Origin of the sequence: Aquiflexum gelatinilyticum, from assembly GCF_024813435.1 — a bacterium.
GTDB classification, from domain to species: domain Bacteria; phylum Bacteroidota; class Bacteroidia; order Cytophagales; family Cyclobacteriaceae; genus Cognataquiflexum; species Cognataquiflexum gelatinilyticum.
In genome coordinates this window covers 74,311-87,574 of sequence record NZ_JANAEZ010000009.1, presented here as the reverse complement: position 1 = coordinate 87,574, position 13,264 = coordinate 74,311, and the positions used below count along the sequence as shown (strand labels likewise).

Here is a 13,264-nt window from a genome sequence, read left to right as displayed (position 1 = left end):
AATTCTTTCTTTCAGTTTGACTTGGTTTCTGTTATATTTAAATCCAATCCATAGAATTCTTGTTAACAATCCTCCCAAAATAAAACCTATGAAAACCAAATCTCTAAGTTTTTTCTATTTCATCCTGATATTTCATTTAGGATCATATTCACCCTCATTTGCACAGCAGATCAATACCAAACCCATACTCTCTCCATGGGCCGAAAATGTGGATTCCAATGCGCCGCATCCTGAATATCCAAGGCCTCAGATGGTCAGAGGAAGTTGGAGAAACCTCAACGGCCAATGGGATTACGCCATTTTGGAAAAAGGAAATGGAGCACCGATAACTTTTGATGGGAAGATCACTGTTCCATTTCCTGTAGAATCTTACCTTTCGGGAGTGACCAAAGCGGTTGGCGCAGAAAAGGAATTGTGGTACGATAAGGTCATTCAGGTTTCCAATACTGAAAGAAAGGGGAAGGTATTGCTCCACTTAGGAGCAGTGGATTGGGAATCAGAGGTTTTTGTCAATGGAAAATCCGTAGGCAAACATCAGGGAGGATACGATCCTTTTTCATTTGACATCACAGATTTTCTAGCCAAAGGTGTGGATCAAAAAATCACGGTAAGGGTTTGGGATCCTAGTGACAAAGGCCCTCAGCCTCGAGGAAAGCAGGTCAACCAACCCAGAGGGATTTGGTATACGCCTGTAACAGGCATTTGGCAGACTGTGTGGTTGGAGTTTGTTCCAACTACCTATATCAGCCATATCAAAACCACTCCAGATTGGGACAAAGGGACTTTTCACTTTTCCATAAATGCCAACACTTCAGATCCGACAGTGACATACAAAATTACTGCGATGGACAAAGGGGTCAAAGTCGCTGAAAGTACCGGGAGTTTTGGAAAAGAATCAATCCTTTCAATCCCCAATCCAATTAGTTGGTCGTTGGAGAATCCACACCTATATGACTTTGAAATCAGCTTGTTGAAAGGAAAAAAAGTCATTGACAAAGTTACTTCCTATGGCGCCTTGAGAAAGGTTTCCATTGTTTATGATTCCAAAGGAATGCAGCGTTTTGCTTTAAATGACCAACAGGTATTCCACTATGGACCTTTGGACCAGGGTTGGTGGCCGGATGGATTGTATACTGCGCCTACTGACGAAGCATTGGCTTTTGATATCATCAAGACAAAAGAATTGGGCTTCAACATGATCAGAAAACATGTCAAAGTCGAGCCGGCCCGCTGGTATTATCATTGTGACAAGATGGGGATTATGGTATGGCAGGACATGCCGAGCGGGGATATGGGAAATAGATGGGAACAAAAGCTAGGCGTAATCGGAAAAGGCACTGATCGGGAAAGGACTCCTGAATCTGAAGCCATTTACAAAAAGGAATGGAAGGCCATCATCGATGCCAATTACAACTTTCCTTCCATCGTGGTTTGGGTGCCGTTCAATGAAGCTTGGGGGCAGTTCAAAACCCATGAGATATCCGATTGGACCAAATCCTACGATCCGACGAGATTGGTCAACAGTGCCAGTGGCGGGAATTTTGAGCTGAAAGGTGCAAAGATCGCTGGCGATATCTTGGATGTACACAACTATCCGGATCCGGTGATGCCTTCTGCCGACTTGTTTGGAAAAATTCAGATTCTGGTATTGGGAGAGTTTGGCGGGTTGGGATTACCGGTAGAAGGGCATACCTGGCAGGAAAAAGACAATTGGGGATACCAAAGTTTCAAGTCCAAAGAAGAACTGTTGGACAGGTATAAAATCCTGATGAAAGACCTGCAAGACCTGATTCCAAAGGGCTTGGCTGCAGCTGTATACACCCAAACGACGGATGTCGAAATTGAGACCAACGGAGTCATGACTTACGACCGGAAAGTGATCAAGATGCCTGTGGATGTTTTGAAAAAGTTGCATAGTGAATTATATAAAAAGTAAGGGGCCCAAGATGCAAAAAGTAATCAATTTAATAGGCGTAGTAATTTGTGCAGTCAATTTCCTTTCATGCTCCCCCGAAAAAAAATCAACAGAAATTCAACTCTCTGGCAATCCGATTTTTGAAGGATGGTATGCAGATCCGGAGGCGATCATCTATGGGGATACTTATTGGATTTACCCAACTTATTCTGACAAGTTTGCAAAACAGGTTTTTATGGATTGTTTTTCTTCCAAAGACCTGATCAACTGGACCAAGCATGAGCGGATCATCGACACCGCAGCGGTCCAATGGGCTGATTCAGCGATGTGGGCACCCGGCGTCATTGAAAATAAAGGGAAGTATTACCTATTCTTTGCCGCCAACGATGTGCACGAAGGTCAGGTCGGGGGAATCGGTGTGGCAGTCGCCGACCAACCTCAGGGACCTTTTAAGGATTTGCTTGGTAAGCCATTGATCAATGACATCGTAAACGGCGCACAGCCTATTGACCAGTTTATCTTCAAAGACAATGATGGAGGTTTTTTGATGTATTATGGAGGATGGGGTAAGTGTAATGTGGTCAGATTGAATGATGAATTTACCGGATTGCTTCCATTTGAAAATGGAGAATATTACAAAGAAGTGACTCCTGAAAGTTATGTCGAAGGACCATTTATGTTTGTACGCGATGACAAATATTACTTCATGTGGTCAGAAGGGGGTTGGACAGGTCCTGATTACAAAGTAGCCTATGCGATTTCTGACAGCCCTTTTGGACCGTTTGAAAGAATCGGAGTGGTGCTCGAGCAGGATCCTGAAGTAGCGACAGGGGCGGGACATCATTCGGTTTTGTTCGAACCCAAGTCCGACCAATACTTTATGGTTTACCATAGAAGGCCATTGGGTGAAACAGATGGAAACCATCGGGTAACCTGTATCGACAAAATGGAATTTGACGAAAAAGGTTTTATCAAGCCTGTAAAAATCACTTTTGAAGGAGTGGCCGCCAATCCATTGTAACAATTTCTGCTATGATTGAAGTAAAACATCTTTTCCATGAATTGGACATCCTTCTGATTGACTTCCTCAAAAGTCTAGAACCATCCGACTGGGAAAAACCTACTTCAGCCAAACTTTGGAATGTGAAGGATGTTGCCTCCCATTTATTGGATACTAACCTGCGCACGTTAAGTATCCAAAGAGATGGATATTTTGGGGAAAAACCACCTCAGATCAAGGAATACATGGATTTGATTTCATGGCTTAACCAATTAAACGCAGATTGGGTCAGTGCCTGTAAAAGGTTAAGTCCTGATGTATTGATTGGTTTATTGGAAAGTTCCGGCAAAGAGGTTTCGGATTATTATGTCAGCTTACCTGAAATGGAGGAAGCGATATTTTCTGTGGCTTGGGCAGGGGAGGAGAAGAGCCTGAATTGGATGCATCTTGCGAGGGAATACACCGAAAAATGGCATCACCAACAGCAAATCAGGGATGCAGTCGGTAAACCCAGCTTACTTCAGGCAAGGTATTTCGAACCTCTGATGGACACATTTATGATGGCTTTGCCTTTTACTTTTGCCAAAGAAAATGCAATAGATAGCACCGTGATAGAAGTCAAGATTGTTGGAGAGTTTTCAAAATCCTGGTGGCTTGAAAAAAACCAAGATCTTTGGAAATTAATCAAGCAGGGAAGTAATCCGCCGACTTCCATTGTCCAATTAGAAGATAAAATAGCCTGGAAACTTTTTTGTAAAAACCTCCGGCCACAGGACATATTGCATAAAATTGAAATATCGGGAGACTTGAAATTGGGAAAAAGAGTGTTGGAAATGGTATCAGTCATGGCTTAAAACACCTGCGAAATATCGAGAGTCTGCAAGTACAAGCACTTTTTGACTTTAATAAACAATTCCTCCTGATCCACCGGCTTGGTAATGTATTCATCCATACCCACCTCCATCACTTTCTTTTTAGCTTTTTCCGTCGCGTCCGCTGTTACTGCAATGATGGGGATAGATTTATTCAAATCACCGCAATCGCCCTTTCGGATGGCCTCTGTGGCCTCATAACCGTCCATTTCGGGCATTTGCAGGTCCATCAGGATAAGGTCAAACTTTCCGGCGCTGAGTTTTTCTAATGCTTCAAGACCATTCATTGCAGTGTCAAAAGTGGTGTTTTTCCATTTTTTCAATATGGATTTCATCACCAGTTGGTTGACGGGATTGTCTTCTACGACAAGGATGTTTTTGCCCTGAAGGTCATAAATTCCTTTTTTGATAAAGTCATTTTCGACAATTGTCTTCTGCTCAATGGTTTCAAAGTTAAGGTCAACCATGACCTGAGTCCCTTTCCCTTGCTCACTTTGAAGGTCAAGTTTTCCCCCGTATTGTTCTACTAGTGCTTTTACAATGCACAGTCCTAATCCAAATCCTCCAAATTTCCGCTTATCATCAATCTGTTCTTGGATAAATGACTCAAAGATACTGTCAAGCTTTTCTTTTTGGATGCCTACTCCCGTATCGGAAATCTTAAAAACCAAACCAACAGAATTTCTACCTTTAGCGGAGGTTTGGATACTGAGTCTGACTTCACCACTGAAGGTGAATTTTATGGCATTGCCGAGAAGGTTGAAGAGAATCTGACGGGTTCTGTGAAGATCACCGATAATGAATTGGGGGATTTGGTTAATCTCTTCATAGATGAATTTCAAACCTTTGTCACCGGCTTGTTTTTCACAATTACTTCTAATTTCCTTCAATAGTCTGTGGAAATCAAAAGATTTGTATTCAAGCTTTAGTTCCTTTTTTTCGATCCTTGAATAATCCAGAATATCATCTATTGCGCTTAGAAGTCCAGCGGATGAATATTGGATGACTTCTATTTCGTCTTTGGTTTTTTGGTCTGAAACCGATTCTTGGATTGACCTTGAGAGTCCGATTATGGCATTTAATGGTGTCCGCATTTCATGGCTGATATTGGAAAGGAAAAATGACTTGATTTCATTTGATTCCTGAGCCCTTTGAAGGGCTACTGCCTGCATCTTTTCCTTGTCCGTCTTTAGGATTTTGATTCTGTTGGACATGGAAAGTGAAAGAAACATGACTTCAAGTCCTGTTCCGATTTTAGAACTGAATTCGGTCCAATCGGAATTTGGGATGAGGTTAAAATTATTCAGGATAAATACCATGAAACCCAAAAAGAAGGCTGCTATACCCAAACTGAAGAAGATATCAGGTGACTTTCCATGGATGTATCCTGAAATCAAGGAAGCGATTACATGAAATAAAATCAATATTCCCAACAGGTTTACCAAGGGATAATAATATTTCATTCCAGCCTGAAAAGTGAAAATCAAAACCAACAGACCTATCAGGGAGAATAATAAAATATTGAAAGATTGGTGAATTTTAGTACTGTAGTCTTTTACAGAAAGGTAAACCTGTGCATATCTGCCAAAAGCTATTGCCGAAACTGTTGCAAAAATCAAAACCGCATTTTTGGAAAACCAACCTCCGTTGGGGGTGATGTATTGATAAAAATAACCATCCAATCCGAGATGTAGGAAGATGATGGAGGTCACGTAAGCGGTGTATAAAAGAAAACTTTTCTCCTTGATGCCAAAATAAAAGAACAGGTAAATAATTCCTGCTAAAAGCAAAAATCCATAGAAAGCACCAAAGACCAATTGGTTAAAGTAGGATTCTCTGATCATACTTTCTGAATCAAACAACCTGAGCGGAAGGTTAATGACTTCACCATCACTGCTGAGGTGCAGGTAAAACTGATACTCTTCTCCCGGATGTAAGGTAATAGGAAAGATGATATTTCGATGGTATAATGGCCTATCGCTGACTTTACCCAAATCCCCACTATGGAGTTTTACCACCATTCGCGTTTTGTTGACTTGATATAAATCCACAATATCCGTTATGGGGCGTGCAGTCTCCAGGTACAATTTGAGGGGAAAATCCTCTTCATGAGATAACTTAAACCGAACCCAATAATTGGAATCTGTAAAACCCAAGTTTGTATTTAGATTTATTAAAGGAATGAACTCAAGAGTATCTTCGGCATTTAGGAATTTGTCGAATTCCATATCAAGGTCTCCAAGATCCACAATTTCGGCCGTGGAATGGATACTAGATGGGTAAGAATGGGGCAATTGCTGACTGAGAACTTCGTGAAAAAAAACAAAGGTCAACAGTATGGCAGCGCATAACTGTTTGATCATAAGAAATTTTGCTTGGGGGTGATTAGCAAATGAAAATATATAGCTATAAATATTGGACTTCTAGCCTAAAAAAACAACTTGTTTATGAAATTTTGCGAAAAATCGATATAAATGGTTGTTGTTCGCCTTTTTTGTTATAACCTAGTCAATCAAATAAAAGGAAATGGTCGGTAAATTCTACCAACCACCTCCCAATGCTTTATACAATCTGACAGTAGACACAAGCTGATTTTCCAAAGCCAAGGATTTTTCAAATTCTGAATTGAAAAACTCCCTTTCTGCATCAAGTACCTGCAGGAATGAGGTATAGCCATTGTCATACAGCGCCTTGGATAGCATCAAAGATTTTTCTGTGGCTGCGACTTGGGTTTTCCTTGCTTCAAATTCATTGCTGTAGGTCCTGATTTCTGCCAATGAATTTTCTACCTCTGCAAATGCCGTCAAAATTGTTTTTTCATATTGAAACCCAAGTTGGACCGCTTTGGCCCGTTCAGCTTCAACCCGTCTTTTGTTTTGTCCAAATCTGAAAAAAGGACCTGCCAATTGCCCGGAGAGAACCCCAAGTCCTGCCTGATTGCCAAACAAGGTTGAGATCTGTGGACTTGCCACACCCAACAAGCCTGTCAAGCTGAGCGAAGGAAACCGCAATGCAACTGCCACGCCTATGCGTTCTGTCTGTGCGATCAACTGTTGTTCGGCAATTTTGATATCGGGTCTTCTTTCAAGCAATTCGGATGGCAATCCACTTGGGATTTCCAATGGCAGTTGCTGCTGGTTATTTTCCAATCCTCTTGAAATCGGAATATATGTTCTTCCCAACAAGACATTGAAGGCGTTTTCTGTAAGAATGATGCCTCGCTCAAGACTGTAAATCTGCGCTTTTGCCACCGCTGCTATTTGCTCTGCCTGGAGTTTATCCAATTCAGATACATTCCCCTTTTCAAACCGGGCGGTGATAATTTCCAGATATTCCAAGCGGGTTTCATAAGCCCGTTGGGCGATTTCAAGCCTTTCATCCAAACCACGAAGTCTGAAATACAGTTCTGCCACCTGAGCGACCAAACTGATGTACAATGATTTCTTTGATTCTTCTGTTGCCATCAATTCAGCAAAAGCAGCTCGGTTGGCATGGCGGAGTTTACCCCATAGGTCGATTTCCCATGACACATTTCCCAATAAGCCCACCATGGTAGGTGAAAAAGTCACACCTGCCTGTTCGGATAAATTTCTGAATTCAGTAGTCCTTCCCATGGCACTGTAATCAAGAAAAGGATAGAGATTGGCTTTATTATATCCTAAAATAGCCTTTGCCTCTTCCACACGGTACACAGCCGTCATTAGGTCCAGGTTGGAGTCTATAGAAATCTGTATCAAACTTTGCAACAAACTGTCCTGATAAACCTCCCACCACTTCAGATTGGTGATAGAATCAGTTTGGGACATAGCTTGCACATAGCCAACAGGCTTTTGGGTTTCAGGTCGGGAATATTTTGGACCAACAGCACAGCCATATAAAGTAAGCAGGACAAACAGTAGAAAATATATATTCTTCATATCAATGAGCCGGTTCTGATGGTGAAATAGGTGCATCTGATTTTTTCTTTTTTGCTCCGATGCTTTCAATGAGTACATATAATCCCGGAACCACAATGACTCCGATTATCGTAGCGATCAAGGTTCCGCTGAATACTGCCATACCCATTACTTTTCGGGCTTCCGAACCTGCGCCGGATGCTGTAAGCAAAGGAACGACACCCAACATAAATGCAAGGGATGTCATAATGATTGGTCTCAATCGGAGTTTTGCCGCTTTGAGTGCAGCCTCTAGGAGAGGTGTCCCCGCTTCATATTCCATCTTGGCAAATTCCACAATCAGGATTGCGTTTTTGGCAGTAAGACCGATGAGCATCACCAATCCGATTTGGGCAAAGACATTGTTGACATAGCTAGAGCTCCAAAAACCTCCCAACCACAAGCCGAGATAGGCCCCAAGAATGGCTGCAGGAACACCAAGCAACACGCTGAATGGTAATTTCCAACTTTCATATTGCGCAGCGAGAATCAGAAACACAAAGACCAAAGCCATCAAGAACATGGTGCTTCCGGTGCCTTCAGCAGCTTTTTCCTGATAGGACATGTTACTCCAAGCAATGCTGAGTTCTTTTGGTAGCCCGGCAGCCACTTCCTCCAAAGCCTTGATGGCTTGGGAAGAGCTGAATCCGGCCTTTGGAGCGCCTGAGATTTCAGCGGAACGGTACATGTTAAACCTGTTTGTAGTGGCGGGTCCTGAAATATCTTCCACAGTGGTGACCGTACCCAAGGGAATAATTTCCCCTTTCTTACTCCTCACATAATATTTGGACAAATCGGAGGGGTCGAGGCGATCTTCCCCTTCAGCTTGTACAAAGACCTTGTATTGCCTTCCAAATCTGTTGAAATCATTCAGGTACGCACTTCCCAAGTATGTAGAAATGGTACTTGTTATTTCAGATAGGTCGATCCCAAGTTTTTCTGCTTTGTCATAGTCAATGCGGATTTTCTTTTGGGGGACATTAGACCGGAAGAGGGTAAAGATATTGCCTATTTCAGGTCTCTTTCTAGCTTCGGCGATAAACAACTGCGCCTGTTCATCCAAAAACTGTGGTGTATTCCCTGACCTGTCCTGAAGCTGAAGGGTAAATCCAGCTGAGGTTCCCAGACCTTCGATAGGCGGTGGTCCAAAGGCAATGGCCGATGCTTCGGATACCAAGTTTCGGAAAGCAAAATTGGTGGCGGCTACCAATTCTTTTGCTGTTCGGCTTCTTTCATCCCATGGTTTCAGTGAAATAAACACAAAAGCATTGTTGGTAGAATAAGAACCTGAGATCAAACTGTACCCCAATACCATGGTTGAATATTCAATTTCTTCAAATTGGGAAAGAATATTTTCAACCTTTTTAGCTACCTGATCAGTCCTATCAATAGATGCCGCATCCGGTAATTGGATGTTTACTAAATAATAACCTTCGTCTTCCTCCGGTAAAAATCCTCCGGGAATTCCTTTGCCCAACAAAACCACAAAAACCAAGACTACCCCGATGATCATCGCTGAGCGGATGGATTTTCTCGCCACAATCCCGGCAACACCTGTATATCCCAAAGTGAATTTATCAAAGACCCTGTTGAATCCATTGAAGAACTTTTGTAACCCACTATTCGACTCTTTCTTTGGTTTCAATAGTAAAGCACAAAGCGCCGGGCTAAGCGTCAAGGCATTGAATGCTGAAAACAACACCGAAATGGCAATGGTGATGGCGAATTGCTGATACAAACGGCCTGTGATACCTCCTGCAAAAGCTACAGGAACAAATACAGCTGCAAGTATCAGGGCAATGGCAACCACAGGGCCGCCTACTTCTTTCATGGCTTTTTGGGTGGCTTCTTTCGGCTTCATGCCATGTTCTATATTGTGCATCACGGCTTCCACCACCACAATCGCATCATCCACCACAAGTCCGATGGCCAAGACCAAGCCGAGCAAAGACAACACATTGACCGAAAACCCCAAAAGAGGGAAAATGATAAAGGTGCCCAACAAAGAAACCGGCACTGTCAGCAAAGGAATCAAAGTTGCCCGCCAATCCTGAAGGAATAGGAACACCACCAAAATCACCAAAAATACCGCTTCAAAAAGCGTATGGATAATTTCTTCTATACCGACAGAAATTGCACGGGTAGTATTCAACGATACTTCATATTGGAGGTCTTCAGGAAAATAGTTAACCAAATCATCCATCGTCTTTTTCACATCCTCGGACACCTCCAAGGCATTGGAACCCGGGATTTGAAAAACGACTATGGTGGAAGCAGAATTTGCATTCAACCTACTTGAAGAACTGTAATTGTCCATCCCCAATTCAATTCTGCTGATGTCTTTCAACCTGACTATAGATCCTTTTTCGTCAGATTTGACAATGATATTACCGAATTCCTCTTCTGTCACCAATCTTTCTTGCAGCGTTACGGTGTAGGTGTAATCGACTCCCGGAGGAGTAGGGGCTGCTCCGAATTTTCCGCCGGGAGAGATTGCGTTTTGCTTTCTGACAGCATTGGAAACATCATTTACCGTGAGATCGAGTTTGGTGAGTTGGTCGGGATTCAACCATATCCTCATCGAATAATCAGCCCCACCAAAAAGGAACACGTCTCCTACACCTTTGAGTCGCTTCAGTTGGTCGACAATGTTGATGTTGGCATAATTGTTCAGGAAAAGTCCGTCATAAGTTTTGTTGGGAGAAGTAAGAGAAACGAGCATCAGAGGAAAAACCAATGATTTCTTGGTCGTAACCCCAAAATTCTTGACTTCTGTAGGCATTTTTGCTGTTGCCTGAGAGACCCTGTTTTGGGTCAGCATGTTGGCATTGTCCAAATCAGTACCCACCTCAAAAGAAACCTGAAGAATCAATGTTCCATCTGCAGCATTGATGGATTTCATGTAAAGCATGTTTTCCACCCCGTTCACCTGCTGTTCGATAGGAGTGGCCACAGCTTGTTCGACGTTGACGGCATTTGCACCGGTATAATTGGTGGTGACCTGAACCATCGGCGGGGTGATTTCAGGATATTTGGAAACAGGTATTCCCCGTAGTGTAATCAATCCCATGATGATCATCAGGATCGATATTACCATTGCGACTATTGGCCTTCGGATGAAAAATTCACTCATAAAAACTGTGGTCAGTTAAAGGTTTTGACTTTATTGAATTGGGGAATTTTCCGGCCATTTTTGCTCGACTGCTTCTATTTTGGCATCAGGAGTCAAGCTGGCTGAACCAATAATTGCAATCCGGTCGCCTGCATTTATACCTTTGGTTATGATCCAACCATCGCCTGACTTGGGACCCGTTTCCACAGGAACTGCCTTGACTGTACTGGAATCCGTCACTACAAAAACCCTTGAAATATGCTGTAACTGCATGACTGCTCGCTGAGGGACCATAATAGCACTAGGAAAGGTCTTGATCAAAACCCGTGATTTGACAAAAAGGCCCGGTCTCAAAACACCTTTTGGGTTAGGAAATCTTGCCTCGATAGTCAGGGTACCTGTTTTTGGGTCTACTTCCCGGTCTGCAAAATCCACTTCACCGGTCTCTGAATAAAGAGAACCGTCCGCCATGATGAGTTGGATATTTTTCTTTGCAAGGTCCAATTCTTCTGTTGTCATTTGGGTAAGTCTGAGGTATTCCCTTTCACTGATCTGGAACCTTACCCGTACTGCACCGATGCTGGAAATGGTCGTCAAAACTGAAGTGGTACCAGACCTCGTGACGTAATCACCTACTCTGAAATTGGAGATTCCGACCAATCCATCAAATGGGGCATATACCCGAGTATAGCCATATTCTACTTTGGCATTTTCAAGCGATGCTTCAGCAGCCCTGACTTGGGCTAAGGATGCTTCATACTTTGCTTTGGCATTGTCAAGGTCCTGCTTGCTCAAGGCATTCATATCAGCCAATGGCTTGACACGGCTGAGTTCACCCTCTGCGCGTACCATCTCTGTTTGGGTGGCAGTCAGTTGGCTTCTGACTTGGTCAACCCTGTTTTTATATTGGATATCATCAATGATATAGAGCAAATCGCCCTTTTTCACAAAGGAACCTTCCTTGAAATTGACAGAAGTGACCCATCCTTCCACTCTTGCCCGGATATCCACATCAGATTCCCCAAATACCTGGGCAACATATTCTTCGTAAATCGGAACGTCTTTTTGAATGGCTTTCACCACATTGACTTTGACAGGAGGAAGGATGATCTCTTCTTTTTTGGTACATCCCATGACCAAGCCAATTGTAATTAAAAACAATATCGGCTTATGCAGGAATCGTAAATAGGTAGCGTTAAATCTCATAATCTTGAGGGAATAAAAGTCGGAGGACAGTTTTTTATTTGAAATTTAGAGGAGGAGGAGAAATTGGTCTATTTTTTAAAATGGCATTATCAAAAGGGAATATTTCTTTTTGGTTCATTTGAAAAAGAAAATCATAAGTTGTTTTGTCAAATTAATTCTATCCATGAAAACTCCATACAAAATTCTAAAATTATAGGGAGTAGGGGACATCCAATTTTATCGCAATTTATTATTTGACCGAAAATAGAAATAAAAACCAAACATGACAATTATCAGGTTTGGGGTTATTAATAAATATATGAAATTCAATTTATCCTTACAAAATTTGGCAAGTATATCAATTGCCGAAAGGGGTTTAAGGCGTAAAATCAAAATAAAATGAAAAAAATGATGGGCCGGATATTTATTTTTTTGATAAGTCTATTGGTATATTCTTGTGCTGAAAATAAGCCCTTGGAGGATAAATCAATTGCCTCAAACCAGAAAGAAAAAGATTATATCAAGGCCATTCCGGGCGAAGACCAAGAACTTGATGCAGAGCTTATAAAGAAAGGTGAGGTGTTGGTGGCCTATTCAGATTGTTACGATTGCCACAAAGAGGTTAACCGTGCCAAAGGACCGGCTTTCAGGGATATTGCCAAAAGGTATCCTGCCAATACAATTTATATTGAACATTTGGCCCGACAGGTGATTCGGGGAAGCAGAGGTTCTTGGGGATATCCTGTGATGAGTCCCCATCCCCAAGTAAAGAAAGAGGATGCGGAGGCCATGGTGACTTTTATCCTCTCTCTCAGGGGTCAGTGATTTTAATCTATTTTACCGCAAAGGACGGGAAGGTTTACGCAAGGGTCGCGAAGGTTTTGCCCCCTAATCCCCCTGGAGGGGGACTAATGTCAAACAAATAGGAATTTGGTTAGTGTTGTAGTGAAGTGTAATGCCGAACAACTCTTCTTCAGACAGTCCGCCGCGGCGGAGTGAAATATTTATAGCCATGGGAAAGGTGCTAAATCTAAATTTCTACTTACACCAATCCCCATGCACCGCAGGCCATGGTTAAATAGGAATGCCGTTATTTTATTTCGGTCACGGATTTAGTAAAGTAGGAGAATCTTCTATACCGAAATGGGAGGGGTAACCTAGTAAGGAACAGCAAGGAGGATGTAGATGGGAAGTAGCTCAAGGGTAACCCAGAGGCGGAGTATCCCTAGCTAGGACACGGAGTAT

8 protein-coding genes are annotated in these 13,264 nt (G+C 42.5%); 4 read left to right on the top strand and 4 right to left on the bottom strand.

The annotated features are described in order from the left end of the window. Positions 1 to 88: 88 nt before the first annotated feature. The 3 genes from NK987_RS17725 to NK987_RS17715 are packed head-to-tail and all read left to right on the top strand — an operon-like array spanning position 89 to position 3,769. A complete protein-coding gene (locus NK987_RS17725; RefSeq protein ID WP_259264950.1) occupies positions 89 to 1,936 on the top strand; it encodes a glycoside hydrolase family 2 protein in 1,848 nt (615 codons plus the stop codon). A gap of 10 nt (positions 1,937 to 1,946) precedes the next feature. Continuing rightward, positions 1,947 to 2,936 carry a glycoside hydrolase family 43 protein gene (locus tag NK987_RS17720; RefSeq protein WP_259264949.1) on the top strand — a complete coding sequence of 330 codons (990 nt, stop codon included), beginning with the start codon at positions 1,947 to 1,949 and terminating at the stop codon, positions 2,934 to 2,936. A gap of 11 nt (positions 2,937 to 2,947) precedes the next feature. Next, positions 2,948 to 3,769 (top strand): maleylpyruvate isomerase N-terminal domain-containing protein, encoded by an 822-nt coding sequence (locus tag NK987_RS17715; protein ID WP_259264948.1) that lies wholly within the window; start codon positions 2,948 to 2,950, stop codon positions 3,767 to 3,769. Here the strand turns inward: NK987_RS17715 and NK987_RS17710 are convergent. The 4 genes from NK987_RS17710 to NK987_RS17695 all read right to left on the bottom strand — a co-directional run bounded on the left by NK987_RS17710 (position 3,766) and on the right by NK987_RS17695 (position 12,040). Then, positions 3,766 to 6,150: a hybrid sensor histidine kinase/response regulator gene (locus NK987_RS17710; RefSeq protein WP_259264947.1), complete on the bottom strand. Its 2,385-nt coding sequence runs from the start codon at positions 6,148 to 6,150 to the stop codon at positions 3,766 to 3,768. The two genes, NK987_RS17715 and NK987_RS17710, sit on opposite strands and share 4 nt — an antisense overlap. A gap of 177 nt (positions 6,151 to 6,327) precedes the next feature. Further along, positions 6,328 to 7,704 (bottom strand): efflux transporter outer membrane subunit, encoded by a 1,377-nt coding sequence (locus NK987_RS17705; protein WP_259264946.1) that lies wholly within the window; start codon positions 7,702 to 7,704, stop codon positions 6,328 to 6,330. A gap of 1 nt (position 7,705) precedes the next feature. Continuing rightward, on the bottom strand, positions 7,706 to 10,855 hold the full coding sequence (locus tag NK987_RS17700) for an efflux RND transporter permease subunit (protein ID WP_259264945.1): 3,150 nt from the start codon (positions 10,853 to 10,855) through the stop codon (positions 7,706 to 7,708). 30 nt (positions 10,856 to 10,885) lie between these two features. Next, complete coding sequence (locus NK987_RS17695; protein ID WP_259264944.1) at positions 10,886 to 12,040, bottom strand: efflux RND transporter periplasmic adaptor subunit; 1,155 nt, start codon at positions 12,038 to 12,040, stop codon at positions 10,886 to 10,888. 378 nt (positions 12,041 to 12,418) lie between these two features. On the opposite strand from NK987_RS17695, the gene NK987_RS17690 reads away from it, so the two are divergent. After that, positions 12,419 to 12,844, top strand: coding sequence for a c-type cytochrome (locus NK987_RS17690; RefSeq protein ID WP_259264943.1), 426 nt, complete (start codon positions 12,419 to 12,421; stop codon positions 12,842 to 12,844). Positions 12,845 to 13,264: the final 420 nt, after the last annotated feature.